The organism is Serratia sp. 4542 (assembly GCF_016805595.1).
Lineage (GTDB): Bacteria > Pseudomonadota > Gammaproteobacteria > Enterobacterales > Enterobacteriaceae > Serratia > Serratia nevei.
The window spans coordinates 174259-200109 of record NZ_RXKV01000009.1 but is presented as its reverse complement, the minus strand read 5'-3'; the positions used below and the strand labels follow the sequence as shown (position 1 = coordinate 200109).

Below are 25851 nucleotides of genomic sequence, written 5' to 3'. Positions count from 1 at the left end.
CACACCTGCTGATATCGGGTCCCACGCTGTGCGCTCCCGCGCCCTGTGGGGATGTTTTGATCTCATTCAGGAGTGCTTATGGCTCATTTTGCGCAGTCCCCTTATTTCGTTTTACATCAACTGACCTGCCAATTTGCTGACGGCGAAACGCTGTTCGGCCCGCTGGATCTCGCTTTCGAACGGTCGCGCTGCGGCCTGGTGGGGCGTAACGGCGTCGGCAAAACCCAGCTGCTGCGCCTGATCGCCGGGCGGGAGCGGCCGGGCAACGGGCACGTCGAATCCCATGCCGCATTGGCTTACGTTGCGCAGCAGCCGGAGATCGCGGCGAACACCACGCTGGCGCAGCTGCTGGGCTACGGAGAGGTCTTCGCCGCGCTGGCGCGCATCGAGCAAGGGCGGCCGTTGGCGGACGACATCGATCGTCTGGAAGGACGCTGGGATCTCAACGATCGCCTGCAAAGCGCCTTCGCCGCCGCCGGGCTGCCGGCCTTCGATCCGCTGCGACCCGCAAGCTCACTGAGCGGCGGCGAACGGATGCGCGCGGCGCTGTGTGGCGCTTTTCTGGGGGAGGCGGATTATCTGCTGTTGGACGAACCGACCAACCACCTCGACAGCGCCGGGCGCGCCTGGCTGTATCAGCAGCTGGATCAGTGGCGCGGCGGGCTGCTGATCGCCAGCCATGATCGGCAGCTGCTGGGGCGTATGGAGCGCATCGTCGAACTGACGCCCGGCGCGCTGCGCAGCTATGGCGGCAACTACGACGACTACCGGCGCCAGCGCGACACGGAGCAGCAGGCGGCGCGCGCCGATCTGGAACATGCGCGCGAGGAGCGCCGCCGCACCCGCGCCCGTCAGCAGAAAGAGCACGACATGAGCCAGCGGCGCTCGGCGCAAACGCTGCGCGTCGTCGATACGCTGAATATCGCCTCTTTCGAACGGGCGGCCTACAAATCGGCGGCGAAGGAGAGCCTTGGCACGCTGCGCAAACAGCATCAGGATCAGCGTGACAGCCTCGATGCGGCGGTGCGCGAGGCCTATCAGCGGGTGGAGGACGAGCAGCCGGTGTTGCTGGCGCTGCCGGGCAGCGAAGTGAGCGCGAACAAGCAGGTACTGGTACTCGAGCAGCTGCAGCTGCCGTTCGTCAGCGCGCCGCCGCTGGATCTGCGGATCGACGGCCCGATGCGCGTGGCGTTGACCGGCCCCAACGGCTGCGGCAAATCCACCTTGCTGAAGACCGTTCTCGGTCAGCTGACGGCGCTTTCCGGCCATTGTCATTGCCCGCTGTCGACGGCCTACCTCGATCAAACTCTGTCGCAGCTCGACCCGAGTCTGTCGGTGATGGACCATCTGGGGCTGCAGGATTCGCCGCTGGCGGAAGGCGCGTTGCGCACCCGGCTGGCGCAGCTGCAGCTTGGCGCGGATCGCATCGCGCTGCCGCTGGGCTCGCTTAGCGGCGGCGAACGGCTCAAGGCGGCGCTGGCCTGCGCGCTGTGGCGGCGACAACCGGCACAGCTGCTGTTGCTGGACGAACCGACCAACCACCTGGATCTGGCGTCGTCGCTGGCGATCGAAACTGCCCTGGCGGATTTCCCCGGCGCGATGCTGGTGGTATCGCACGACGAAGACTTCCTGCAGGCGCTGCGGCCGACGCACCGCCTGAACCGGCAGGCGGACGGCTGGCGGCTTCAGGCCTGGTAACGCGCAAAGGCGGCCCTAGGGGGCCGCCTTTTTCATCTCGGGCGCGTTAATGCAGGCCAACAGTTGGGTGAAGGCCGCGGCCATCTGCTCTTCCGGCACGCAGGCAAACCCCATCAGCAGGCCGCGCCGGCGGTTGGGCAGCATGTAGTAGCGCGACAGCGGCCGCACCAGCACCCCCTGCGCGCCGGCGGCGGCGGCGATCGCCACGTCGTCGGCCTCGTCCGGCAGGTTGAGGATCAGGTGCAATCCGGCGTTGCTGTTGAATTCGCTGAGCGCCTGTTTGCCGATGTGCTGTTCGATCAATCCGGTCAGGAAGGCGCGCCGCCGGGCGTACAGCAACCGCATGCGGCGGATATGCGCGGTGTAGTGCCCTGCCTGAATAAATTCAGCCAGCGCGCTCTGGATCAGGAGGTGCCCACCTCGGTACAGCTCGGCGTGGGCGGTTTTCAGCGCCTGCACCAGCGGCGGCGGTAACACCACATAGCCGAGGCGCAGCGCCGGGTAGAGCGTTTTGCTGAAGGTGCCGATGTAAATCACCGGCGCGTCGGCCTCCAGCCCTTGCAGCGCCGGGATCGGTTGGCCGGAAAAGCGGAATTCGCTGTCGTAGTCGTCCTCGACGATCCAGCCGCCGGCGTTGCGCGCCAGCGCCAGCAGCCGTTGGCGGCGCGCCAGGCTCATCACCGAGCCGAGCGGATACTGGTGCGACGGGGTCACGAAGATCAGCCGCGGTGGGTTGGTCGGCTGCTCCGGCGGCACCAGCCCGGCTTCGTCCACCGCCAGCGGGCAGATGTTCAGCGCATTGATGCGCAGGATATTGCGGATCCCCCAATAGCCCGGCTCTTCGATCCAGGCGTCATCCCCTGGATTGCACAGCATGCGCGTCACCAGATCGATCGCCTGATGGATGCCCTCGGTGATCAGGATCTGTTCCGGCGAGCAGCGCACCGAGCGCGCCACCCGTAAATACTCCACCAGCGCATGCTGCAGCTCCGGGCTACCGCCCTGATTGCTGTAGGTCAGCCGCTGCGGCGCCGGGCGGCGGCTGAGGCGCGCCTGGATCTTGCTGAACAGCTGATGGGGGAAGGCGTTGACGTCGGGCACGCCGGGAATGAATGCCCCCCACTGTTTGGGGCTGGCGCTGGCGTGGTGCAGCAGCGTGGCGCCGCGCTCCGACAGTTCGACGCGGCGCGGTTGCCCGCTGCCGTCCGCCGGGGCGCTGCCGGTGGAGAGGCAGCTGTCCGGCACCGTGTCGGCGACGAAGGTGCCGCTGCCGGCGCGCGCCAACACGTAACCTTCCGCCAATAGTTGTTCATAAACGGTTAACACGGTGTTGCGGGACAGGCTGAGTTCCTGCGCCAGATCGCGCGAGGCGGGCAGGCGGCTGGAGGGCGGCAGGCTGCCGTCGAGAATGCTGGTGCGGATCGCGTTGTAAAGCCGCTTGTGCAGCTTGTCATCGGGCTGCTCGCCGAGGCGCTGCAGCAACAGATCACCACTCAATGAGCGCAATTGGATCCCTCAATTATTCGTAACTGGCACTCGATTATAGGGCCACATCCTGTGTAAATAAACGGCATTGTTTCACGAATGTGAACGAAACGTGTAACTGGCACCGACCGGAGAGAACAGCATGAAAAACGCAGAATTGAACCAACGCCGTCAGGACGCCACCCCGCGCGGAGTGGGCGTGATGTGTGGTTTTTACGCCGAGCGCGCAGAGAACGCCACGCTGTGGGATGTGGAAGGCAAAGAAGTGATCGATTTCGCCTCGGGGATCGCCGTGCTGAACACCGGCCACCGCCACCCGAAGGTGATCGCCGCGATTGAAAAGCAGCTGCAGGCCTTCACCCACACCGCCTATCAGATCGTTCCTTACGAAAGCTATGTCTCGTTGGCGGAGCGCATCAACCAGCGCGCGCCGATCGCCGGCCCGTGTAAAACCGCCTTCTTCACCACCGGCGCGGAAGCGGTGGAAAACGCGGTGAAGATCGCCCGTGCTTACACCGGCCGTCCGGGATTGATCACCTTCGGCGGCGGTTTCCACGGCCGCACCTATATGACCATGGCGCTGACCGGCAAAGTGGCGCCTTACAAACTGGGCTTTGGCCCATTCCCCGGCTCGGTGTTCCACGGCCAGTACCCGAATGCGCTGTACGGCGTGACTACCGAAGACGCGATGAACAGCCTGGATCGCCTGTTTAAAGCGGATATCGATCCCAAGCAGGTGGCGGCGATCGTGCTGGAGCCGGTGCAGGGCGAAGGCGGCTTCAACGTGGCGCCGGCCGAGTTCATGCAGGCGCTGCGCGCGCTGTGCGACCAGCATGGCATCCTGCTGATCGCCGACGAAGTGCAGACCGGCTTCGCCCGTACCGGCAAGCTGTTCGCCATGGAGCACTACAGCGTTAAACCGGATCTGATCACCATGGCGAAAAGCCTGGCGGGCGGCATGCCGCTGTCGGCGGTGGCGGGCCGCGCCGAGGTGATGGACGCGCCGGCGCCGGGCGGGCTGGGCGGTACCTATGCCGGTAACCCGCTGGCGGTGGCCGCGGCGCATGCGGTGCTGGACGTGATCGACGAAGAGCAGCTGTGCCAGCGCGCCCAGCGTTTGGGGCAGCACCTGGTGGAAGTGTTGCAGCAGGCGCGCAAAACCAGCCCGGCGATCGCCGATGTGCGCGCGCAAGGCTCGATGGTGGCGGTGGAGTTCAACGATCCGGCCACCGGCAAACCATCTGCCGATATCACCCGTCAGGTGCAGCAGAAGGCGATGGAAGAAGGGCTGCTGCTGCTGAGCTGCGGCGTGAACGGCAACGTGATTCGCTTCCTGTACCCGCTGACCATCCCGGACGATCAGTTCACCAAGGCGATGGGCATCCTGTCTCGCGCGCTGGCCCACTAAGGAGCGAACGGCATGAAATTGAACAATCCCGAACTGTTGCGCAGCCAGTGTCTGATCAACGGCGAATGGTGCGATGCCCTGAGCGGCAAGCGCGAAGCGGTGATCAACCCGGCCACCGGCGCCGAACTGGCCAGCATTCCGCTGGTCAGCGAAGAGGAAACCCAGCAGGCGATCGCGGCGGCGCAGCGAGCGCAAAACGAGTGGAAACAGCTGACCGCCAAGCAGCGTTCCGCGCTGCTGCTGGCCTGGGCCGACAAGGTGCTGGCCGCGCAGGAAGATCTGGCGCAGCTGATGACCGCCGAGCAGGGCAAATCGCTGGCGGAAGCGCGCGGCGAAGTGGCGTACGCCGCGTCGTTCATCACCTGGTTCGCCGAAGAGGCCAAGCGGGTGGACGGTGCGGTATTGCAGGCGCCGCAGGCTTCGCAGCGCCTGGTGGTGGTGAAGCAGCCGATCGGCGTGTGCGCGGCCATCACCCCGTGGAACTTCCCGGCGGCGATGATCACCCGCAAGGTGGCGCCGGCGCTGGCGGCTGGTTGCGCCATCATCGTCAAACCGGCCGAGCAAACGCCGTTGACCGCGTTGGCGCTGGCCAAGCTGGCGCAGGACGCCGGCATTCCCGCCGGCGTTTTGCAGGTGGTGACCGGGGAAGCGGCACAGGTGGGCAAGGTGCTGTGCGACAGCCCGGTGGTGCGCAAGCTGAGCTTTACCGGTTCGACCGAGGTCGGCCGCATCCTGATGGCGCAGTGCGCGCCGAGCATCAAAAAACTGTCGCTGGAGCTGGGCGGTAACGCGCCGGTCATCGTGTTCGACGACGCCAATCTGGACGCGGCAGTGGCGGGCATCATGGCCTCCAAGTTCCGCAACAGCGGCCAGACCTGCGTCTGCGCCAACCGCATCTACGTGCAGGACGGCATCTACGAGCGGCTGGCGGAGAAACTGGTGGCGGCGGTCGAGCAGCTAAAAGTCGGCGACGGCAGCCAGGAAGGCACCACCCAGGGGCCGCTGATCGACAGCGATGCGGTAGCGAAGGTACAGAGCCATATCGACGACGCGTTGATCAAAGGGGCGCAGATCGCCACCGGCGGCCAGCCGCACGCGCTTGGCGGCACTTTCTTCCAGCCGACGGTGGTGACCGGCGTAACGCAGAAGATGCGCTTCGCCAAAGAAGAGACCTTCGGGCCGGTGGCGCCGCTGTTCCGCTTCCATGACGAGGCGGAAGCCATCGCCATGGCCAACGACACCGAATTCGGCCTGGCCGCCTACCTGTTCACGCAGAACGCCGCGCGCCAGTGGCGCGTGCCGGAGGCACTGGAGTACGGCATGGTCGGCATCAACACCGGGCTGATTTCCAACGAAGTGGCGCCGTTCGGCGGCGTGAAACAGTCAGGGCTCGGGCGTGAAGGATCGCGCTACGGGATAGAAGAATATCTGGAGCTGAAATACCTGTGTATCGATGTGAGCTGTTGAGCGTCAGGACGTTAACCCATCCCGGCGGCCAGCGTCGCCGGGCGATAAAGGATGATGCATGTCTGATAATATCTCTGTTTCTCCGGCGCTTGCCGCCGGGGTGCGAGCACCTGCACCCGCCAAATCGTTAAGTTTCCTCGAAGGGGTGGCGATGATCGTCGGCACCAACATCGGCGCCGGGGTGCTCTCCATCGCCTACGCCTCCAGCAAGGCCGGTTTCCTGCCGCTGCTGTTCTGGCTGGTGCTGGTGGGGAGCCTGACCACCATCACTATGCTGTACGTCGCCGAATCCACGCTGCGCACCCGCGCACATCTGCAGCTGAGCGGGCTGGCGAAGCGCTACGTCGGCGGCCTGGGCGCCTGGCTGATGTTCGCTTCGGTGTGCGTCAACAGCGTCGGGGCGCTTACCGCCTACATGACCGGCAGCGGCAAGCTGCTGCAATCGCTGTTCGGCATCTCGCCGGCGATGGGCAGCCTGCTGTTCTTCGTGCCCGCCGCCGGTGTGCTGTACCTCGGTTTGAAAGCGATCGGCCGCGGCGAGAAGTTCATCAGCATCGGCATGGTGGTGATGTTGACCGCGCTGGTGGCGGCAACGCTGCTGAAAGACACCACCCAGATGCGCAACCTGCTGGACGGCGACTGGCGCTATATGGTGCCGGTGTTCAACGTGGTGGTGTTCTGCTTCTCGGCGCAGTACATCGTGCCGGAAATGGCGCGCGGCTTTGCCGACAAGCCGGAACAACTGCCGAAGGCGATCATCGTCGGTATGGTGGTGACCTTCATTTTGCTGGCGGCGGTGCCGATGTCGGTGATCGCGCTCAGCGGGCTGGATGACATCTCCGACGTGGCCACCATCTCCTGGGGCCAGGCGCTGGGGCAGTGGGCGTTCTTCTCCGCCAACATCTTTGCGCTGTGTGCGATGCTAACCTCGTACTGGGGATTGGGCGGCAGCTTCCTGACCAATATTTTCGACAAGTTCCGGCTGGGCAACGACGAGCTGCCGCTGCGCCGCTTCGGCGTGCTGCTACTGGTGGTGGTGCCGCCGTTCGTGCTGGCCTACAGCGGGCTGGTGTCGTTCGTCAACGCGCTCTACTTCGCCGGGGTGTTCAGCGGGGTGATCCTGTCGATCATGCCGATGCTGATCCTGCGCGGCGCGCGCAAACAGGGCGACCAGACCCCGCGCTGGCAGTGCAACTGGATCACGCACCCGTTGCTGCAGGTCAGCATTGTGCTGCTGTACCTGGCCAGCGCGGTGTACGCCATCGCTTCATTGTTAGGCTATCTGCCCTCTGGATGGTGATTTGCCTTCCCTCAAGCAGTGATGTTGTTTCTCGGCATTGAGAACGGCGGCGTCGTGGCCGCCGATTTTTTTCTCAGGCGCGCCGTTTTTCCGACAACGCCAGCCAGGCCTGCACCGACGGGCGCTGCCACTGCTTGTGCGCATAGTGGCGCACGCGCTCCGGCACCGGGTCGCCGTGCATCACCAGCCGGTTGAGCATCAGCGCCAGATCGGTGTCGGCGATGCACCACTCCCTGAACAGATTGTCCTGCCCGTGGCTCAGCAGCTTTTCCACGGCGGCGATCAGCTTGCGCGCGGCCTCCTGCGCGGCTTCGGACAGCGGCGGGAACTTGCCGTTGTTGAACACCACCTCGGTCGAGCGCTCGGCGCGGATCGGCAACAGATCGCTGCGTAGCCAGGCCTGGATCTCGCGCGCCTTGGCGCGCAGCTTCACGTCGCGCGGGTACACGGCGTGGGCCGGGTGGATGTCTTCCAGGTATTCGGCGATCGCCGAAGACTCCGAGAGCTGAAACTCGCCGATCGCCAGCGTCGGCACCCGGCGGGTGAGCGACAGCGCCGCGTAGGCCGCCTCTTTGTTCTCTTCTTTCGCCAGATCCACCGGCTTCACGGTGAACGGAATGCCTTTTTCCGTCAGCACGACAAAGGCGGACATGGCGTACGGGCTGAAAAATTCACTGTCGGTATAAAGCTCGGTGATCGGTTGAGACATCGGCGGTTCCTCGGGGTTAAGGGGGGAACATTCATCATTGACGAGGGGAGGCTAAAAATCAATCTGTTAGCCTAAAAGTTCTTGGGCGGCGCGGTTTACGGCGCCGTGAGTTCCTTCAGGGTGATGTGATATATTTGTTGCCAACAAGTGAATTGAGCCGTATTGGGTAACATGAAGACGCAGTGGATAGAACGAGTAAAAGTGGGATGCGCGCGCCTGTGGCCGCACCCGCTGGCGGTGGGCAAGCGAGAGATGCTGATTTCCAGCGTCGGCGCCGGTTTGGGGCTAATGCTCGCCGGCTGGATCAGCCACTTTATTTTGGGCGAGGTGAACCTGTGGTTTATCGCGCCGATGGGCGCCTCGGCGGTGCTGCTGTTCGGCGTGCCCAACAGCCCGCTGGCGCAGCCGTGGTCGATCGTCGGCGGTAATGCGCTGGCGGCGACGGTGGGTGTCAGCGCCGGTCTGCTGATCCCCGATCCGGGCCTGGCCTGCGGCGTTGCGGCGGCGGTGGCCATCGGCCTGATGTTCAAGCTGCGCTGCCTGCATCCTCCGGGTGGCGCGGTGGCGCTGACCGCCATCCTCGGCGGCCCCGGCATTCACCAGATGGGCTACCACTTCGTGCTGTACCCGGTGCTGCTGAACTCGGTGCTGCTGGCGGCGCTGGCCATTCTGTTCAATAACCTGGCCGGGCGACGCTACCCGCACGCGCTGGCGCCGGCGGAGGCCAAACCGGCCAATCTACCGATCGATGCCGTTGCCATCACCCGCGCCGATCTGCACGAGGCGCTGATGGAGGGGGATCTGTTCGATATTGACGAGGACGATCTGCAGGAGATCCTGCTGCGCGCCGAGCAGCTGGCGCATCAGCGGCAAAGCAAGACCGCCTGATCAGCCCAGCGTTTTGCGGTAAAACACCACCCGCTCCGTTTCGGCAAAGCCCAGCGCCGCATGCAGGCGCTGGGAGTCCAGATTGGCGATGTCGGTATCCGACGCCAGCTCGCTGCACCCCTGTTGCTTCGCCCACTCCTGCACCTGTGCGATCAAGCGCGCGGCCCAGCCCTGGCGGCGCGCGCGCTCGACGGTATAAATCCCTTCCAAAAACGCCACCGGTGACGATTCGCAGCCGTTGACGTAATCGTAGCGCAGCGCGACCTCGGCAAAGCCAACGAAAGCGCCGTCCAGCCCCCGCGCCATAAACGCGGTGTGGTGCGGTGAAGCCAGTATCTCGCGCATTTCCGCGCGGTGATCTTCAGGCGAGCTGGAGGGCCACAGCGCGGTGCGCAGCGCCAGCCAGGCGGCGAGGTTGTCGTGGTCGCAGTTGATGATCATGCGGGGCCCTTATGAGTCGGAATAAATCAGGAATGCCGAAAGAGAAGTGTGGCACGGCGGCGGGAAACAAAAAAGCCATCCCGGACAGAATGGCTTGTAAGGCTGTGAAAACAGCTAAAATTTGGTGGCCCCTGTTGGGTTTGAACCAACGACCAAGCGATTATGAGTCGCCTGCTCTAACCACTGAGCTAAGGGGCCAAGCCGCGAGATTATAGGGAATCCTTAAGCGGCGGTCTACTGTTACCCGCCCGTATGTTGCTTTTCTGCACAGTTCTAGCCTGTTGTAATTGCTGGCGGATTTTGCGATAACCGCAGTAAATCCCTGTAATGGACTCACGACACTCATGGAACTTCTGGCACCTAACCTGCGGGTGGTGTTTTGCGGCATCAACCCCGGCCTTTCTTCCGCCCATCAGGGCTACCCTTTCGCCAACGGCAGCAATCGCTTCTGGAAGGTGATCCATCAGGCCGGCTTTACCGAGCGCCAGCTGGCGCCGGAGCAGTGGCAGCAGCTGAAGGATAACGGCTGCGGCATTACCGCGCTGGTGGCGCGCCCGACGGTGGCGGCCAGCGAGCTGTCGCGCGACGAGCTGCGCAGCGGCGGCGAGGTGCTGCAAGAGAAAATCCTGCGCTATCAGCCGCGCGCGCTGGCGATTTTGGGCAAGCAGGCGTTCACCACCGCCTTCGGGGTGAAAAACGCGCCCTGGGGCAAACAGGCGCTGATGCTGGGGGAAACCGAGGTGTGGGTATTGCCTAACCCCAGCGGATTGAACCGCGCCACGCTGGAGCAGCTTACCGCCAGCTATCGTGAGCTGTTCCTGGCGTTGCAATGATGCGGCAGGGCGTATTCAGGGCATAAAAAAACCCCGGCAGGCCGGGGTTTTTGTTTTTGGTGCGGCAGCCGGACTTAGTCGTCCAGGAAGCTGCGCAGCACTTCGGAGCGGCTTGGGTGACGCAGCTTGCGCAGCGCCTTGGCTTCGATCTGACGAATACGCTCACGGGTAACGTCAAACTGCTTGCCTACCTCTTCCAGCGTGTGGTCGGTGTTCATGTCGATGCCGAAACGCATGCGCAGCACTTTCGCTTCGCGCGCGGTCAGGCCGGCCAGCACGTCGTGGGTAGCGGAACGCAGGCTTTCCGAGGTCGCGGAGTCCAGCGGCAGCTCGAGGGTGGTATCCTCGATGAAGTCGCCCAGATGCGAATCTTCGTCGTCGCCGATCGGCGTTTCCATCGAGATTGGCTCTTTGGCGATCTTCAGCACCTTGCGGATCTTGTCTTCCGGCATCAGCATACGCTCTGCCAGCTCTTCCGGCGTCGGCTCGCGGCCCATCTCTTGCAGCATCTGGCGCGAAATACGGTTGAGCTTGTTGATGGTCTCAATCATATGCACCGGAATACGGATGGTACGCGCCTGGTCGGCGATGGAGCGGGTGATAGCCTGACGGATCCACCAGGTGGCGTACGTCGAGAACTTGTAGCCGCGGCGGTATTCGAACTTGTCTACCGCTTTCATCAGGCCGATGTTGCCTTCCTGGATCAGATCCAGGAACTGCAGGCCGCGGTTGGTGTATTTCTTGGCGATAGAAATAACCAGACGCAGGTTGGCCTCAACCATCTCTTTCTTCGCGCGGCGGGCTTTCGCTTCACCGATCGACATGCGACGGTTGATGTCTTTGACCTGCTCGATGGTCAGGCCGGTTTCTTCTTCGATCTGACGCAGTTTCTGCAGGCTGCGCTGCACGTCTTCAGCCACGTCTTTCAGCTTTTCCGACCATGGCTTGGCCATCGCCAGCGCGGCTTCGAACCAGGAATCGCTGGTTTCGTTGCCGGCGAACAGGGTGACGAAGTTTTTCTTCGGCATTTTGCACTGTTCAACGCACAGCTTCATGATGATGCGTTCCTGGGTGCGAACCCGGTCCATCATGGTGCGCATGCTGTTGACCAGGAAGTCGAACTGCTTCGGCACCAGGCGGAACTGCTTGAACACTTCAGACAGCTTCAGGATCTCGTCCGCGGCGCTGGCGTGGCTGCGGCCGTTCTTCTTGATCACCAGACGCGTCGCTTCATACTGATCGCGCAGCTCGGCGAACTTCTGACGCGCCAGCTCAGGATCGATGCTGTTGTCGTCTTCGGTATCGTCGTCTTCGTCGTCTTCATCTTCTTCGTCGTCGTCTTGCTCTTCGCTCGACAGTTCAGAACCGATGTGGGTGGCGGTTGGGGCGATGTCCTCTTCCGCGTTAGGATCGACGAAGCCGGTGATCAGATCGGACAGGCGCGCTTCGCCCGCTTCGACGCGATCGTACTGCTCAAGCAGGTAGGTAATGGCTTCCGGGTATTCGGCAACCGAGCACTGCACCTGGTTGATGCCGTCTTCGATGCGCTTGGCGATGTCAATTTCGCCTTCGCGCGTCAGCAGTTCGACGGTACCCATTTCGCGCATGTACATGCGCACCGGGTCGGTGGTGCGGCCGATTTCGGATTCCACGCTGGACAGAACCTGTGCGGCGGCTTCTTCCGCATCTTCGTCCGTGCTGTTCGAGTTTTCGGCGAGCAGCAGGTCATCGGCGTCCGGTGCTTCTTCCATCACCTGGATGCCCATGTCGTTAATCATCTGGATGATGTCTTCGATCTGATCGGAGTCGACGATATCTTCCGGCAGATGGTCATTGACCTCAGCATAGGTCAGATAGCCTTGCTCCTTACCACGGGTGACAAGTAGCTTCAGCTGTGACTGCGGGTTTTGCTCCATAAGACGGTATCCACACTTCAGAGTATTTAGGTTGGTGTCGGTCGGCGAAACCGCCAACAATAGCATTTGGGGCGTTTTCGTTATCGCCGCGGCCCACTATGGCGGCACTGTGCAGGGCTCTGCCCTCGCAATTATCGGCACTTAAGCCGTTTGGTATTCAGTTTTTCTTCGCTAAAACCTGGTTGAGAGAACGGACTTCTTCACGTTCCTCCGGGCTCAGGCCGCGCGTTCTGGCCTGGGCGATCAGCGTTTCCAGCCGTTGCTCGAGCACCGAGTCGTACAGGCTGGCCAACGTATCCAAAAAGGTCTGTTCGACCATGTCCTCAACGATCATATGGTTCCATGTCGCCAAGGTTTCAAGCTGCTGGCTGAATTTGTTGTCGCGATACAGCTCCAGCAATTGCCCGGTCGTCAGGCCCGGCTGCGCCAAACAGGTCTGCACCAGTTCGACGAACAGCGGCAATCCCGCCTGTTTGGTCTGCTCCAGCCCTTCAAGCGAAGGGATAAGTGTAGCCAACTGCGGATTTTGCACCAGTAACCCTATCAGTATACGCATGGTTGTGCGTTTTAGCTGGGGCGCCTGATAAGGATTCGCATTTTCCGCCTGCTTGGGCATCAGCTTGTCGAGCTGGCTGTCGTCCAGCAGCCCCAGCTTGTTGCCGAGCTCCTGACGCAGGTACAAGCGCAACGTTTCGCCCGGCACCTGAGTAATCAGCGGCAGCGCCAGCGTGCTCAGCTTGGCGCGTCCGTCCGGGCTGCTCAGATCCACCTGCGGCAGCAGGCTTTCGAACAGGAACGTGGACAGCGGCTGCGCCTGCTCCATTCGCTGTTCGAAGGCTTCTTTGCCTTCCTTGCGCACCAGGGTGTCCGGATCTTCGCCGTCGGGCAAAAACATGAACCGCAGCTGGCGCCCGTCGTTCAGGTACGGCAGCGCGGTTTCCAGCGCCCGCCATGCCGCCTCGCGGCCGGCGCGGTCGCCGTCGTAACAGCAGACGACGTTGTCGGTGGCGCGGAACAGCAGCTGAATGTGTTCAGCCGTCGTCGAGGTTCCGAGCGAGGCGACGGCATAATCGATGCCGAATTGCGCCAACGCCACCACGTCCATATACCCTTCCACCACCAGCAGCCGCTGGAGGGTAGGGTGGTTCTGCTGTGCTTCATACAGGCCGTACAGCTGGCGGCCCTTATGGAAAACTTCGGTTTCCGGCGAGTTCAGGTACTTCGGCATACCGTCACCCAATACGCGGCCGCCGAAGGCGATCACGCGCCCGCGCTTGTCGCGGATGGGGAACATCACCCGTTCACGGAAACGGTCGTACGAACGCCCCTGATCGTTAGTCACCAGCATGCCGGCATCGTTCAATGCGCGGCGCGAGTCGGCGTCGCGGCCGAAACGCTTCAGGGCGTTGTCCCATCCCGCCGGCGCGAAGCCGATGGCGAAATGGCGAATAACGTCGTCACTTAATCCGCGCTGCTGCAAATAGCTGCGCGCCGGTGCCCCGGAGGACTGCTGCAGTGACTGTTGATAGAACGCGCTGAGCTGCTCCATCAGTTGGTACAGGCTCTGGCGCTGATGGCGTTCGATCTGGGTTGGCCCGGTGCCCGCTTCGTAAGGCACTTCCAGCCCGTGCATGGTCGCCAGCTCTTCGATGGTTTCGACAAACTCGAGTCGGTCGTAATTCATCAAAAAATCGACGGCGTTGCCGTGCGCACCACACCCAAAACAGTGATAAAACTGCTTTTCGCCATTAACGGTAAAGGAAGGCGTCTTTTCGTGGTGGAACGGACAGCACGCGTGGTAGTTCTTGCCTTGCTTCTTGAGCTTCACGCGAGCGTCGATCAAGTCGACGATGTCGGTGCGAGCCAGCAAGTCATTGATAAATACGCGCGGAATTCGTCCAGCCATAAGCCCTTACTTCATTAGCCTATAAACGAGAACAAGCCGCGCATTCCTTTCGGAAAGCACGGCCTTCGTATGCAACTACTCGGTCTGCGCGATTTTGAAAATCAGAAATTCACGCGGTGGGGTTGCCCCCGAAGAATTAATACAGACGAGTGCGGCGTGCGTTTTCGCGAGCCAGTTTCTTCGCGTGACGTTTCACAGCAGAAGCTTTAGCGCGTTTACGTTCGGTAGTTGGTTTTTCATAAAACTCACGACGACGAACTTCAGCTAAAACACCTGCTTTTTCGCAAGAGCGTTTGAAACGACGCAGAGCAACGTCAAATGGCTCGTTTTCACGTACTTTAATTACCGGCATGTGCCTCTCACCTCAATAAAATTCGGTTTGTTGCTGGCCAAGCGCCAGCCTTTTCAAAATGGTGCGGAATTTTACTCCAATGGATGCTGCTTTGTAAAGCATCACCGCAAATTGAAACCCGCGTCGCTCTGCCGCAACGTGCGCAATTTTGCACCGGGCGCTGATTATAGACTAATCAGAAAAAAATGCTCGTGTTTAATCGCCTGGGCATTTTCTGGATGAATCATCGACATAGGTGCGAGCCGGTGACAAGATGCGCCGCGCTGGCGGTAAATGCGGCGGAATGTGGTAGACTGGCGGCCGCACGTGAATGATGGGAAATGTAATGCGAGTACTGGGTATAGAAACGTCCTGCGATGAAACCGGAATTGCAGTGTATGACGATCAAACCGGTTTGTTGGCCAACCAATTATACAGCCAGGTGAAGCTGCACGCCGACTACGGCGGCGTGGTGCCGGAACTGGCCTCGCGCGATCACGTGCGCAAAACCGTGCCGCTGATTCAGGCGGCGCTGAAAGAGGCCAACCTGACTCCGGCCGACATCGACGGCGTGGCCTACACCGCCGGGCCGGGCCTGGTGGGGGCGCTGCTGGTCGGCGCTACCGTGGGGCGCGCGCTGGCGTTCGCCTGGAACGTGCCGGCGGTGCCGGTGCACCATATGGAAGGCCACCTGCTGGCGCCGATGCTGGAAGATAACCCGCCGGCGTTCCCGTTCGTCGCGCTGCTGGTCTCCGGCGGCCATACTCAGCTGATCAGCGTCACCGGCATCGGTGAGTATGAACTGCTGGGCGAATCGATCGACGATGCCGCCGGCGAAGCGTTCGACAAAACCGCCAAGCTGCTCGGCCTGGATTACCCCGGCGGGCCGATGCTGTCGAAGATGGCGCAGCAGGGCACGGCGGGGCGTTTCACTTTCCCGCGGCCGATGACCGATCGTCCGGGCCTGGACTTCAGCTTCTCCGGGCTGAAAACCTTCGCCGCCAACACCATTCGCTCCAACGGCAACGACGATCAGACGCGTGCCGACATCGCCCGCGCCTTCGAGGATGCGGTGGTGGACACGCTGGCAATCAAGTGCAAACGCGCGCTGGAGCAGACCGGTTTCAAACGCTTGGTGATGGCCGGCGGCGTGAGCGCCAACCGCACGTTGCGCGCCAAGCTGGCGGAGATGATGCACAAGCGCGGTGGGGAAGTATTCTATGCCCGCCCGGAATTTTGCACCGACAACGGCGCGATGATCGCCTATGCCGGCATGGTGCGCCTGAAGAGCGGCGCCAGCCCGGAACTGAGCGTTTCGGTGCGGCCGCGCTGGCCGCTGGCGGAACTGCCTGCGGTATAAAGCAAAGGGCCGGATAATCCGGCCCTTCTGTTATTCGTCTTTCGGCTGGTCGCCGTTATCCGCATCCGCCTGGTTTTTCTTCTTGCGGAACTTGCCCCAGATCTTGCCTTCCTGGCCGCGCCACAGGCGCTGAATATTGTCGTGATGCCGCATCAGGATCAGGCAGGAGAGCATCGCCACCGGGAAGGTGAACTGCGGTTTGAACCACCAGACGTAGAACGGGGCGATCAGCGCGCTGACGATGGCGCCGAGCGAAGAGTAGCCGCTGAGCAACACCGTCAGCAGCCAGGTGCCGGTCATCAGGCCGGTCAGATCCCAGCCGATAGGCGCAATGGCTCCAAACGCCGTCGCTACGCCCTTACCGCCGCGGAAGTGGAAGAACACCGGATAGATGTGCCCCAGGCAGGCGGCGATCGCCGTCAGGCCGAGGTACAGCGGCGGCACATCGAGTTTGTAGGCCAGCCAGACCGGCAACATCCCTTTCAGAATATCGAATACCAGCACCGCCGCTGCCGCCAGCCGGCCGCCGATGCGCAGGACGTTGGTCGCCCCGGGATTTCCTGAGCCATGTTCACGCGGATCCGGCAGCCTGGCGATCCGGCAAACCAGGATCGCGCTGGAAATCGAGCCGCACAGATACGCGAAGATAATCATGCCAAGCGCGGTAGCACTCATAACGCGGTTCCGTTTAATAATGGTCGTTTTACTCGCAACATCTATGGATAATACGCACATTCCGCTGGAAGTGGTATCCGGCAAGGCCAAAAACAGAGAATGACGTGATGGATATCGTATTTATTGAAGAGCTTACCGTAATTACCACCATTGGCGTTTATGAGTGGGAACAGGGCATTCGTCAGAAGCTGGTGTTCGATATCGAAATGGGCTGGGATAACCGGCCGGCCGCCGCCAGCGACGACGTAACTGACTGTCTGAGCTATGCCGACGTCAGCGACGCCGTGATCCAGCACGTGGAGTCGAACCGTTTTGCGCTGGTCGAGCGAGTGGCAGAGGAAATATCCGAAATTTTGCTTCAGCGCTTCAATTCCCCCTGGGTCCGTATTAAGGTCAGCAAACCGGGCGCTGTAGCACATGCCAGACGGGTCGGCGTGATCATCGAGCGCGGCACTCGTCCCGCATGATTTTATGTCATCTGCTTGCAACGAAAGACCGTTAACCTGGTCTTAATCCTGAGAATTGTTTTAGCGGCATTGTCTTTAAGCATTGCCGCTTTTTTATGTGATAGCCGTTATTTTATGGGGTGAGCGAAGCACATGGCAGACATGCATTCACTGTTTATTGCGTTTGTTCTTGGGGTTGTCGAGGGATTAACCGAATTTCTGCCGGTTTCTTCCACCGGGCATATGATCATCGTCGGCGAGTGGCTGGGCTTTACCGGCGACAAAGCCAAAACCTTTGAAGTCATTATCCAGCTGGGGTCGATCCTGGCCGTAGTCGTGATGTTCTGGCGCCGGCTGTTCGGCCTGATCGGCATCCATTTCGGTGGCAAGCCGGTGGAGCACGAGGGCAAAACCAGCGGCCAGCTGAAGCTGGGGCACATCCTGTTGGCGATGATCCCGGCGGTGGTGCTGGGCCTGGCCTTCCATGATTTCATCAAGTCGCTGTTCGCGCCGAAAAACGTGATGTACGCGTTGGTGGTCGGCGGCCTGCTGCTGTTGGCGGCGGAATGGCTGAAGCCGAAGAAACCGAGCGCGGAAGGGCTGGATGACATCACCTACCGCCAGGCGTTCATGATCGGCTGCTTCCAGTGCCTGGCGCTGTGGCCGGGCTTCTCCCGTTCGGGTTCCACTATCGCCGGCGGTATGCTGGTGGGCGTGAACCGCTATGCGGCGTCCGAGTTCTCCTTCATCCTGGCGGTGCCGATGATGATTGGCGCCAGCGGCCTGGATCTGTACAAGAGCCTGCACTTCCTGACCTGGGGCGATCTGCCGATGTTTGCCGTCGGTTTCATTACGGCCTTCGTGGTGGCGCTGATTGCGATCAAGACCTTCCTGTCGCTGATCAAACGCATCTCGTTCGTGCCGTTCGCCATCTACCGCTTTATCGTGGCAGCCGTGGTTTACATGGTATTCCTGTAAGCCCGACGCCAAGAAAAAACCCCGCTTTGCGGGGTTTTTTTATGCCTGATCGTTGATAATCGTTTGGCTGAGTTTCCAGTCGGCCAGCGCCTGCTGGCGGCGGCGTTTGAGCTCGTCGCGGATCGCGGTGCCCTGCAGCCCGCTGGCCACCACTTCTTTGATAGATACCGCGTTCGCCACCTGATACGCCTGGCGCAGATAGTCGCCCTGTGGATAAGGGTTCTCCTCAAAGCCGGTGCGGCCGCGCGCGTCCGCTTCGCTGGTCAGGATCATCTGCTCCAGCCTCTGGGGTTTGCGCCAGACGTCGATGGCGTCGAACAGCTTCAGCAGGGTTTCCGGCCGCAGCTTGTTCACGGTGTGGATCAGGTCATGGTACTCGGCCACCAGCTTGCTCAGATCGCGCACCGGGTTGGGCACCCGCAGCCGCTGGCACAGGGCTTCGACCAGCCGCACGCCCGCCGGGCCGTGGCCGTGGTGATGCGGCCAGAATTCTTTCGGCGTCAATCCTTTGCCGAGATCATGGCACAGGGTGGCGAAGCGCACGTCCACCTCCGGCGTGAGGCGGGCGGCAATCGCCAGCGCCATCAGCGTGTGCACGCCGGTGTCGATCTCCGGGTGCCACTTGGCGGGGGCCGGTACGCCGAACAGCGCGTCGATTTCCGGGAACAGCACTGCCAGCGCATCGCAGTCGCGCAACACCTGAAAATAGACCTGCGGGCTCTGGCTTTGCAGCGCCTTTTCGGTTTCCTTCCAGACACGTTCGGCGGTCAGCGCAGCCAGTTCACCGCCGTGCGCCATTTGGCGCATCAGCGCGAGCGTTTCGTCGGCGATGTGAAAACCCAGGTGGGCGAAGCGAGCGGCGAAGCGGGCCACGCGCAGTACGCGCAGCGGATCTTCGCCGAACGCGTCTGAAACGTGGCGCAGCACGCGCGCCTGCAGATCGGCCACGCCGCCGTAAGGATCAATCAGTTCCCCTTCGGCGGAGCGGGCGATGGCGTTGATGGTCAGATCGCGCCGCAGCAGATCTTCTTCCAGCGTCACGTCCGGCGCGGCATAGCAGGTAAAACCGGTATACCCCTGGCCGGATTTGCGCTCGGTGCGCGCCAGCGCGTACTCCTCATGAGAATCGGGGTTGAGGAACACCGGGAAATCTTTGCCGACCTGCTGATAACCCAATGCCAGCAGCGCCGCCGGCGTAGCGCCCACCACCACCCAATCATGATCGACCACCGGGATGTTGAGCAGGCTGTCGCGAACGGCGCCGCCGACCAGATAAATCTGCACTGTTGACTCCTGAATATCGTGTAAGGCTCTGTCTATCAGATTACATGAATTGGCCGCGGGATGTCGGCACGAATGAAAAGGGCGCCCGCAGGCGCCCATACTCAAACTGAACGATACTGAGATCAGTTCATCCAGCGGTTGTTGTTCTTGCGGCGCGGGATCAGGTGCGGCAACAGCAGGCCCAGCAGCAAACCGACGCCGGCGACGCCGCCGCCGTACATGAACCACTGCAGGATAATGGTGCGCTGCTTGTCGTCGAGCTGCAGGTTAACGGCGTTGACCTTCTTCTGCGCGACCACCAGCTGGTTTTTCAGATCCTGGTTTTCCTTCTGCAGACTGCTGATGGTACTGTCGCTGCCCGCGACTTTCTCCTGCATTTCCGAGGTGCGCTGGTTCCAGGTGTTGTCGATGTTGGCCAGCTTGTCGGTCAGGGTTTTCACCTGCTGTTCCAGCTCGGGCACGCGGGTGCGCAGGCTTGGCGTCTGGCTGAGCTGGTCGAGTGGGATCCAGGTGGTGCGGCCTTTCGGATCGCGGATCTGGCCGTAGTTGGTGCTGTCGTTGACGCTCAGCAGGGTGACTTCTTCACCGGCGTTCAGAGTGCCGACAATACGGTACTGATTACCTGGGCCGCTATGGACGTAAGTGCTTAACTCATCGGAGATATAGCGTTTATCTTCGGCATGTGCGGCCCAAGTGATGCTGAAGCTCAGCGCGGCAAGGCAAATCAGGCGTAATTTCTGCATTAGTTCATCGTTTCTGGGTGAATTTATGGAACGATAGTAGAGCGTTCAGTCTGACGACGCAACGCCAAAACCGGAATGAGAACTATCTTACTGTGGCTGATTCTGTGAGTTGCGCAGCGTTTTATAACGTAACAGGTTTTTTCTACAGTTAGCAGGGTTAAGGCGCCGGGAATCGCGGTAAGATAATGGCAACTGTGCGTCATTGGGCAGCATACGGCGGGCCGAACGCGCCGCGCTGAAACCGACGCGAATGCGTAACTTATTGGTGTTAAAGAATTATGACCGTTGAAATTGAACTGAAATTCATCGCCGCGCCGCAAGCGGTGGCCGCTCTGCCACAATGGCTCGCCGCCTGGCCGCATCAGCATTCCGCGCCGCAAAAGCTGACCAACATTTACTTCGAAACGGCCGACAACGTCCTGCGCCGTCACGACATGGGGCTGCGAATTCGCGGTTTCGACGATCGCTATGAGATGACCATCAAAACCGCCGGTAAAGTGGTGGGCGGCCTGCACCAGCGCCCGGAATACAATGTCGCTATCGCCGAGCCGCAGCTGGCGTTGGCGCAGTTCCCTGCCGAGATCTGGCCGCAGGATTGCGATATCACGGCGCTGCAGCAGGCGTTGCAGCCGCTGTTCCGTACCGATTTCGTGCGAGAGAAGTGGGTGGTTACTTACGGCCAAAGCGAGATCGAGATTGGTGTGGACCAGGGCGAGGTGCGCGCCGGTGACCTCAGCGAAGCCCTGAGCGAGGTAGAGCTGGAGCTGCTGAACGGCAATACTGCCGATCTGCTGGCGTTGGCCGGTGAGCTGGCGGCGCACGGCGGGCTGCGTCAGGGCAGCCTGAGCAAGGCGGCGCGCGGTTACCACCTGGCGCAGGGCAATCTGCCGCGCCAGGTGCGCCCGCTGCGGGTGCTGAAGCCGGCGGCGAAGGCGACCGTGGAGCAGGGGATGATCGCCGCCTTCGAGCTGGCGCTGGGCCACTGGCAGTACCACGAAGAGCTGTGGCTGCGCGGCGACGCGCAGGCGCGCGCTTCGGTGATTGAGGCGGTCGGAACGATTCGCCAGGCGCTGGTGATCTTCGGCGGTTTGGTGCCGCGCAAGGCCAGCGCCGATCTGCGCGCCCGTCTGACCGAGCTCGAGCCGCTGTTGGCGGACAAAGCCGCGCAACCAGAGGCCCTGTGCTACAGCGCCACCTACCTGCAATGTAAGTTGGCGCTCACATCATGGCTGGTGAGCGGCGCCTGGCGGCCGTTTATCGATGCCAAAGCGCAGGCCAAGCTGGACGGTTCTTTCAAACGCTTCAGCGACATCATGCTGGGGCGCAGCGGTGCGGAGCTGAAAGAAGCCTTCAGCCGTACGCTGAACGAAGATGAATATCAGGAACAATTGCCGCGCCTGACGCGTCAGATTTCGGCGCTGGTCCTGCTGTCGGGTGCCTACCCCGACGAGCAGACCGGCCCTTATATCGAGGCCTGGCGCGAACTGCAGGCGGCGCTGAGCGAGCGCCGTCAGGGCTGGTATGAAGCCAGCCGCAAACAGGCCTTATCGCATGCGCCATTCTGGTTAAACGGCGCGCTTCGTTAATCAAGCCGGCCCGCCAGCCGTGGGCCGCAGAACGGGTCATACACTATGTCGCCACTTTCAGCCGCGTTACAGGCTCAGGCACAGCAGGTTGTGCAGCGTTTTCAGGAAGTTCACGGCGCGGACAGCGCCTTTAGCGAACAGGAGCAGTGGGTGCTGGCGTCGAGCGACTTCGTCAGCGACGCGCTGCTTGCCCAGCCGGCCTGGCTGGCGACGCTGCGCAAACAACCCCCGGCGCCCGGCGAGTGGCAACACTATGCCGCCTGGCTGCAGGACGAGCTGGAAGAGGTGCGCGATGAGGCGCAGCTGATGCGCACGCTGCGTCTGTTTCGCCGTGAAACGCTGGTGCGCATCGCCTGGGCGCAGGCTCAGGGGCTGTGTTCGACCGAAGAAACGTTGCTACAGCTGAGCGGATTGGCGGAAACGCTGATCGTCAGCGCGCGCGACTGGCTGTACCAAACCTGCTGCCGCGAGTGGGGCACGCCGTGCAACGGCGCCGGTGAACCGCAGCCGCTGCTGATCCTCGGCATGGGCAAGCTGGGCGGCGGCGAGCTGAATTTCTCGTCGGATATCGATCTGATCTTCGCCTACCCGGAAAACGGCCAGACTCAGGGCGGGCGGCGCGAGCTGGACAATGCCCAGTTCTTCACCCGCCTCGGCCAGCGGCTGATCAAGGCGCTGGATCAGCAGACCATTGACGGCTTCGTCTATCGCGTCGACATGCGGCTGCGGCCGTTCGGCGACAGCGGCCCATTGGTGATGAGCTTTGCGGCGCTGGAAGATTACTATCAGGAGCAGGGGCGCGACTGGGAGCGCTATGCGATGGTGAAGGCGCGCCTGATGGGCGGCGCGGAAGACGCCTACAGCCAGGAGCTGCGCAAAACGCTGCGGCCGTTCGTGTTCCGCCGCTATATCGATTTCAGCGTCATCCAGTCGCTGCGCAACATGAAGGGCATGATCGCCCGTGAAGTGCGGCGTCGCGGCCTGAAGGACAACATCAAGCTGGGTGCCGGCGGCATTCGCGAAATCGAATTCATCACCCAGGTATTCCAGCTGATCCGCGGCGGCCGCGAGCCGGCGCTGCAGGGGCGTTCGCTGCTGCCGACGCTGCAGGCGGTGGGTGAACTGGGGCTGCTGGAGGCCGAGCAGGTGCGGGCGCTGAGCGCCGCCTACCTGTTCCTGCGGCGGCTGGAGAATCTGCTGCAGGCGATCGGCGATCAGCAAACCCAGACGCTGCCGCAGGATGCGCTCGATCAGGCGCGGCTGGCCTACGGCATGGGGCTGGCGGATTGGCCGGCGCTGATGGCGACGCTGGAGTTGCACATGCAGGCGGTGCGGGCGGTGTTCGATGACCTGATCGGCGACGATAGCCCGGATGTCGGCGAAGATCCCGACTATCAGCACTACCACAGCCTGTGGCAGGACGCGCTGGAGGAAAACGAGCTGGCGCCGCTGACGCCGCACCTGGACGAAGAGAGGCGCCGACAGATGCTGCGCACCATCGCCGATTTCCGCCACGACGTCGACAAACGCACCATCGGCCCGCGTGGCCGCGACGTGCTCGATCAGCTGATGCCGCGTCTGCTGGCTGAGGTGTGCCCGCGCCAGGATGCGCCGACCGCGCTGGTGCGGCTGGCGCAGCTGCTGCTCAGCATCGTCACCCGCACCACCTACCTCGAGCTGCTGGTGGAGTATCACGCGGCGCTCAGCCATCTGATCCGCCTGTGCGCCGCGTCGCCGATGGTTGCCAACCAGCTGTCGCGCTACCCGCTGTTGCTGGACGAACTGCTGGATCCGGCCACGCTGTATCAGCCGGTGGCGCTGGACGCCTACCGCAGCGAGCTGCGCCAGTACCTGCTGCGGGTGCCGGAAGACGACGAAGAGCAAAAGCTGGAGGCGCTGCGCCAGTTCAAGCAGGCGCAGCAGCTGCGCATCGCCGCGGCGGATATCGCCGGCGCGCTGCCGGTGATGAAAGTGAGCGACCACCTGACTTATCTGGCGGAGGCGATCATCGACGCGGTGGTGCAGCAGGCCTGGAGCGACATGGTGGCGCGCTACGGCCAACCGACCCATCTGCAGGAGCGCGAAGGGCGCGGCTTTGCGGTGATCGGCTACGGCAAGCTGGGCGGCTGGGAGCTGGGTTACAGTTCCGATCTCGATCTGGTATTCCTGCTGGATTGCCCGCCGGAGGTGATGACCGACGGCGATCGCTGCATCGACGGCCGTCAGTTCTACCTGCGGCTGGCGCAGCGGGTGATGCATCTGTTCAGCACCCGCACCTCCTCCGGCATTCTGTATGAGGTGGACGCGCGCCTGCGGCCTTCCGGCGCTGCGGGGATGCTGGTCAGCACCGTCGAGGCGTTCGCCGATTACCAGCAAAACGAAGCCTGGACCTGGGAACATCAGGCCCTGGTGCGCGCGCGCATCGTGCATGGCGACCCGGCGCTGCATCAGCAGTTCGATGCGATCCGGCGCGAGATCCTGTGCAAAACGCGTGATGCGGAGATCCTGAAGCGCGAAGTGCGCGAGATGCGCGAAAAGATGCGCAACCATCTCGGCAACAAGCAGCGCGATCTGTTTGATATCAAAACCGATGAGGGCGGCATTACCGACATCGAATTTATCGCCCAATATCTGGTCTTACGCTATGCGCCGGGTGAACCGCGGCTGACGCGTTGGTCGGACAACGTGCGCATCTTCGAGCTGATGGCCAATTACGACATCATGCCGGAAGAGGAGGCGCGCGCGCTGACCCAGGCCTATGTCACCATGCGCGACGAGATCCACCATCTGGCGCTGCAGGAGCATTCCGGCAAGGTCGGCAGCGGGCTGTTCGCCGCCGAGCGCGAGCAGGTGCGCGCCAGCTGGGCCAAATGGCTGGATTAATACCTTTTTGCGGGTATTCCGGCGGTCTGTGGTAATATCTGCGCCACTAAAATTTTGTACTTTTTTGGAGTTATCGGATGAAAGTTACGCTGCCTGATTTTCGCCGCGCCGGTGTGCTGGTGGTCGGTGACGTCATGTTGGATCGCTATTGGTACGGGCCGACCAGCCGCATTTCACCGGAAGCCCCGGTGCCGGTGGTCAAGGTCGATACCATCGAAGAGCGTCCCGGCGGCGCGGCTAACGTGGCGATGAACATCGCTTCGCTGGGTGCCACTTCCCGTCTGGTGGGCTTGACCGGCATCGACGATGCGGCGCGGGCGCTGAGCGCCAAGCTGAATGAAGTCAACGTGCGCTGCGACTTCGTCTCGGTGCCGACCCATCCAACCATCACCAAGCTGCGCGTGCTGTCGCGCAACCAGCAGCTGATCCGTCTCGACTTCGAAGAAGGCTTCTCCAACGTCGATCCGCAGCCGATGCTGGAGCGCATTCAGCAGGCGCTGCCGCAGATTGGCGCGCTGGTGCTGTCCGATTACGCCAAGGGCGCGCTCAGCCAAGTGCAGGGGATGATCCAACTGGCGCGCGCCGCTAAGGTGCCGGTGCTGATCGATCCGAAAGGCTCTGACTTCGAGCGCTATCGCGGCGCGACGCTGCTGACGCCGAACCTGTCCGAGTTCGAAGCGGTGGTGGGCCACTGCAAGGATGAGGCGGAACTGGTGGAACGCGGCATGAAGCTGGTGGCGGATTTCGAGCTGTCGGCGCTGTTGGTCACCCGTTCCGAACACGGCATGACGCTGCTGCAGCCGGGCGTTGAGCCGCTGCATCTGCCGACCCAGGCGCAGGAAGTGTTTGATGTGACCGGCGCCGGCGACACCGTGATCGGCGTGCTGGCCGCCTCGCTGGCCGCCGGCAATTCGCTGGAAGAGTCCTGTTTCCTGGCCAACGCCGCCGCCGGCGTGGTGGTGGGCAAGCTCGGTACTTCCACCGTGTCGCCCATCGAGCTGGAAAACGCGGTGCGCGGCCGGGCCGAAACCGGCTTTGGCGTGATGACCGAAGCGCAGTTGAAACACGCCGTGGCGCAGGCGCGCCAGCGCGGCGAGAAAGTGGTGATGACCAACGGCATCTTTGACATTCTGCATGCCGGCCACGTCTCTTATCTGGCCAACGCCCGCAAGCTGGGCGATCGCCTGATCGTGGCGGTGAACAGCGACGCCTCGACCAAGCGCCTGAAAGGGGAAACACGCCCGGTCAACGCGCTGGAGAACCGCATGATCGTGCTGGGCGCGCTGGAAGCGGTGGATTGGGTAGTGCCGTTCGAAGAGGATACGCCGCAGCGCTTGATCGCCGACATTCTGCCGGATCTGCTGGTGAAAGGCGGTGATTACAAACCGGAAGAGATTGCCGGCAGTGCGGAAGTGTGGGCCAACGGCGGCGATGTCAAAGTGCTGAACTTTGAAGACGGGCTGTCGACCACCAACATCATCAAAGCGATCAAAGACGGGCGCGGCTAACGCCGG

21 protein-coding genes and 1 tRNA gene are annotated in these 25851 nt (G+C 62.2%); 12 read left to right on the top strand and 10 right to left on the bottom strand.

What is annotated here, in order from left to right; translation table 11 throughout:
• The first annotated feature begins 78 nt into the window (after positions 1–78).
• On the top strand, positions 79–1698 hold the full coding sequence (locus EKL15_RS11625) for an ABC-F family ATP-binding cassette domain-containing protein (RefSeq protein WP_197803651.1): 1620 nt from the start codon (positions 79–81) through the stop codon (positions 1696–1698).
• Positions 1699–1713: 15 nt separating this feature from the next.
• On the opposite strand, the gene EKL15_RS11620 is transcribed toward EKL15_RS11625, so the two are convergent.
• Positions 1714–3204: a PLP-dependent aminotransferase family protein gene (locus EKL15_RS11620; RefSeq protein ID WP_070915390.1), complete on the bottom strand. Its 1491-nt coding sequence runs from the start codon at positions 3202–3204 to the stop codon at positions 1714–1716.
• Between the two features lie 121 nt (positions 3205–3325).
• On the opposite strand from EKL15_RS11620, the gene EKL15_RS11615 reads away from it, so the two are divergent.
• From EKL15_RS11615 to EKL15_RS11605, 3 genes are read left to right on the top strand one after another with little or no spacing between them, the layout of a single operon-like run.
• Positions 3326–4591, top strand: a complete 1266-nt coding sequence (locus EKL15_RS11615) for a 4-aminobutyrate--2-oxoglutarate transaminase (RefSeq protein WP_048234933.1) — start codon at positions 3326–3328, stop codon at positions 4589–4591.
• Positions 4592–4603: 12 nt separating this feature from the next.
• Positions 4604–6058 carry an NAD-dependent succinate-semialdehyde dehydrogenase gene (locus tag EKL15_RS11610; protein WP_038879538.1) on the top strand — a complete coding sequence of 485 codons (1455 nt, stop codon included), beginning with the start codon at positions 4604–4606 and terminating at the stop codon, positions 6056–6058.
• A gap of 58 nt (positions 6059–6116) precedes the next feature.
• Positions 6117–7358 carry an amino acid permease gene (locus EKL15_RS11605; RefSeq protein ID WP_203089494.1) on the top strand — a complete coding sequence of 414 codons (1242 nt, stop codon included), beginning with the start codon at positions 6117–6119 and terminating at the stop codon, positions 7356–7358.
• 73 nt (positions 7359–7431) lie between these two features.
• Here the strand turns inward: EKL15_RS11605 and yfcF are convergent, their stop codons facing one another.
• Positions 7432–8067, bottom strand: coding sequence for a glutathione transferase (gene yfcF / locus EKL15_RS11600; protein ID WP_004937171.1), 636 nt, complete (start codon positions 8065–8067; stop codon positions 7432–7434).
• A 171-nt stretch (positions 8068–8238) separates the two neighbouring features.
• On the opposite strand from yfcF, the gene EKL15_RS11595 reads away from it, so the two are divergent.
• The gene (locus tag EKL15_RS11595) at positions 8239–8955 is read left to right on the top strand and encodes an HPP family protein (protein ID WP_060388247.1); all 717 of its coding nucleotides are present in this window, start codon (positions 8239–8241) and stop codon (positions 8953–8955) included.
• Here EKL15_RS11595 and aac(6') read toward each other — a convergent pair whose 3' ends face one another.
• Both aac(6') and EKL15_RS11585 read right to left on the bottom strand, forming a co-directional pair.
• Complete coding sequence (gene aac(6'), locus EKL15_RS11590) at positions 8956–9396, bottom strand: aminoglycoside 6'-N-acetyltransferase (protein ID WP_203089492.1); 441 nt, start codon at positions 9394–9396, stop codon at positions 8956–8958.
• A 122-nt stretch (positions 9397–9518) separates the two neighbouring features.
• Positions 9519–9594, bottom strand: a tRNA-Ile gene (locus tag EKL15_RS11585).
• A gap of 146 nt (positions 9595–9740) precedes the next feature.
• Here EKL15_RS11585 and mug point away from each other — a divergent pair.
• Positions 9741–10229, top strand: a complete 489-nt coding sequence (gene mug / locus EKL15_RS11580) for a G/U mismatch-specific DNA glycosylase (RefSeq protein ID WP_060419767.1) — start codon at positions 9741–9743, stop codon at positions 10227–10229.
• Between the two features lie 74 nt (positions 10230–10303).
• Here the strand turns inward: mug and rpoD are convergent, their stop codons facing one another.
• The 3 genes from rpoD to rpsU form a co-directional block, all read right to left on the bottom strand.
• Positions 10304–12145 (bottom strand): RNA polymerase sigma factor RpoD, encoded by a 1842-nt coding sequence (gene rpoD, locus EKL15_RS11575; RefSeq protein ID WP_004937194.1) that lies wholly within the window; start codon positions 12143–12145, stop codon positions 10304–10306.
• A gap of 157 nt (positions 12146–12302) precedes the next feature.
• Positions 12303–14051, bottom strand: a complete 1749-nt coding sequence (gene dnaG / locus EKL15_RS11570) for a DNA primase (protein WP_025304325.1) — start codon at positions 14049–14051, stop codon at positions 12303–12305.
• A gap of 136 nt (positions 14052–14187) precedes the next feature.
• Complete coding sequence (gene rpsU / locus EKL15_RS11565) at positions 14188–14403, bottom strand: 30S ribosomal protein S21 (RefSeq protein WP_001144069.1); 216 nt, start codon at positions 14401–14403, stop codon at positions 14188–14190.
• Between the two features lie 325 nt (positions 14404–14728).
• Between rpsU and tsaD the strand changes: the two genes are divergently transcribed.
• The gene (gene tsaD / locus EKL15_RS11560; RefSeq protein ID WP_049198481.1) at positions 14729–15742 is read left to right on the top strand and encodes a tRNA (adenosine(37)-N6)-threonylcarbamoyltransferase complex transferase subunit TsaD; all 1014 of its coding nucleotides are present in this window, start codon (positions 14729–14731) and stop codon (positions 15740–15742) included.
• A 30-nt stretch (positions 15743–15772) separates the two neighbouring features.
• On the opposite strand, the gene plsY is transcribed toward tsaD, so the two are convergent.
• A complete protein-coding gene (plsY, locus tag EKL15_RS11555; protein WP_047729813.1) occupies positions 15773–16417 on the bottom strand; it encodes a glycerol-3-phosphate 1-O-acyltransferase PlsY in 645 nt (214 codons plus the stop codon).
• A 107-nt stretch (positions 16418–16524) separates the two neighbouring features.
• On the opposite strand from plsY, the gene folB reads away from it, so the two are divergent.
• A complete protein-coding gene (gene folB / locus EKL15_RS11550; RefSeq protein ID WP_100395882.1) occupies positions 16525–16884 on the top strand; it encodes a bifunctional dihydroneopterin aldolase/7,8-dihydroneopterin epimerase in 360 nt (119 codons plus the stop codon).
• Positions 16885–17016: 132 nt separating this feature from the next.
• Positions 17017–17841 carry an undecaprenyl-diphosphate phosphatase gene (gene bacA / locus EKL15_RS11545; RefSeq protein WP_025160107.1) on the top strand — a complete coding sequence of 275 codons (825 nt, stop codon included), beginning with the start codon at positions 17017–17019 and terminating at the stop codon, positions 17839–17841.
• Positions 17842–17880: 39 nt separating this feature from the next.
• Here the strand turns inward: bacA and EKL15_RS11540 are convergent, their stop codons facing one another.
• Positions 17881–19125 carry a multifunctional CCA addition/repair protein gene (locus EKL15_RS11540; RefSeq protein WP_100395883.1) on the bottom strand — a complete coding sequence of 415 codons (1245 nt, stop codon included), beginning with the start codon at positions 19123–19125 and terminating at the stop codon, positions 17881–17883.
• Positions 19126–19247: 122 nt separating this feature from the next.
• A complete protein-coding gene (locus EKL15_RS11535; RefSeq protein ID WP_019453078.1) occupies positions 19248–19868 on the bottom strand; it encodes a TIGR04211 family SH3 domain-containing protein in 621 nt (206 codons plus the stop codon).
• Positions 19869–20146: 278 nt separating this feature from the next.
• Here EKL15_RS11535 and EKL15_RS11530 point away from each other — a divergent pair, with 278 nt between their 5' ends.
• The 3 genes from EKL15_RS11530 (at position 20147) to hldE (ending at position 25845) form a co-directional block, all read left to right on the top strand.
• Positions 20147–21454 (top strand): inorganic triphosphatase, encoded by a 1308-nt coding sequence (locus EKL15_RS11530; protein WP_100395884.1) that lies wholly within the window; start codon positions 20147–20149, stop codon positions 21452–21454.
• A 45-nt stretch (positions 21455–21499) separates the two neighbouring features.
• Positions 21500–24337, top strand: coding sequence for a bifunctional [glutamate--ammonia ligase]-adenylyl-L-tyrosine phosphorylase/[glutamate--ammonia-ligase] adenylyltransferase (gene glnE / locus EKL15_RS11525; RefSeq protein ID WP_100395885.1), 2838 nt, complete (start codon positions 21500–21502; stop codon positions 24335–24337).
• A 77-nt stretch (positions 24338–24414) separates the two neighbouring features.
• The gene (gene hldE / locus EKL15_RS11520; RefSeq protein ID WP_019453075.1) at positions 24415–25845 is read left to right on the top strand and encodes a bifunctional D-glycero-beta-D-manno-heptose-7-phosphate kinase/D-glycero-beta-D-manno-heptose 1-phosphate adenylyltransferase HldE; all 1431 of its coding nucleotides are present in this window, start codon (positions 24415–24417) and stop codon (positions 25843–25845) included.
• Positions 25846–25851: the final 6 nt, after the last annotated feature.

Excerpts from the sequence above, each read along its gene's own strand:
- hldE (WP_019453075.1), top strand. The coding sequence starts at position 24,415 with ATGAAAGTTACGCTGCCTGATTTTCGCCGCGCCGGTGTGCTGGTGGTC.
- plsY (WP_047729813.1), bottom strand. The coding sequence starts at position 16,417 with ATGAGTGCTACCGCGCTTGGCATGATTATCTTCGCGTATCTGTGCGGC.
- rpsU (WP_001144069.1), bottom strand. The coding sequence starts at position 14,403 with ATGCCGGTAATTAAAGTACGTGAAAACGAGCCATTTGACGTTGCTCTG.
- folB (WP_100395882.1), top strand. The coding sequence starts at position 16,525 with ATGGATATCGTATTTATTGAAGAGCTTACCGTAATTACCACCATTGGC.
- EKL15_RS11605 (WP_203089494.1), top strand. The coding sequence starts at position 6,117 with ATGTCTGATAATATCTCTGTTTCTCCGGCGCTTGCCGCCGGGGTGCGA.
- mug (WP_060419767.1), top strand. The coding sequence starts at position 9,741 with ATGGAACTTCTGGCACCTAACCTGCGGGTGGTGTTTTGCGGCATCAAC.
- EKL15_RS11530 (WP_100395884.1), top strand. The coding sequence starts at position 20,147 with ATGACCGTTGAAATTGAACTGAAATTCATCGCCGCGCCGCAAGCGGTG.
- EKL15_RS11615 (WP_048234933.1), top strand. The coding sequence starts at position 3,326 with ATGAAAAACGCAGAATTGAACCAACGCCGTCAGGACGCCACCCCGCGC.
- yfcF (WP_004937171.1), bottom strand. The coding sequence starts at position 8,067 with ATGTCTCAACCGATCACCGAGCTTTATACCGACAGTGAATTTTTCAGC.
- tsaD (WP_049198481.1), top strand. The coding sequence starts at position 14,729 with ATGCGAGTACTGGGTATAGAAACGTCCTGCGATGAAACCGGAATTGCA.
- glnE (WP_100395885.1), top strand. The coding sequence starts at position 21,500 with ATGTCGCCACTTTCAGCCGCGTTACAGGCTCAGGCACAGCAGGTTGTG.
- EKL15_RS11610 (WP_038879538.1), top strand. The coding sequence starts at position 4,604 with ATGAAATTGAACAATCCCGAACTGTTGCGCAGCCAGTGTCTGATCAAC.
- rpoD (WP_004937194.1), bottom strand. The coding sequence starts at position 12,145 with ATGGAGCAAAACCCGCAGTCACAGCTGAAGCTACTTGTCACCCGTGGT.
- bacA (WP_025160107.1), top strand. The coding sequence starts at position 17,017 with ATGGCAGACATGCATTCACTGTTTATTGCGTTTGTTCTTGGGGTTGTC.
- EKL15_RS11625 (WP_197803651.1), top strand. The coding sequence starts at position 79 with ATGGCTCATTTTGCGCAGTCCCCTTATTTCGTTTTACATCAACTGACC.
- EKL15_RS11595 (WP_060388247.1), top strand. The coding sequence starts at position 8,239 with ATGAAGACGCAGTGGATAGAACGAGTAAAAGTGGGATGCGCGCGCCTG.
- dnaG (WP_025304325.1), bottom strand. The coding sequence starts at position 14,051 with ATGGCTGGACGAATTCCGCGCGTATTTATCAATGACTTGCTGGCTCGC.
- EKL15_RS11535 (WP_019453078.1), bottom strand. The coding sequence starts at position 19,868 with ATGCAGAAATTACGCCTGATTTGCCTTGCCGCGCTGAGCTTCAGCATC.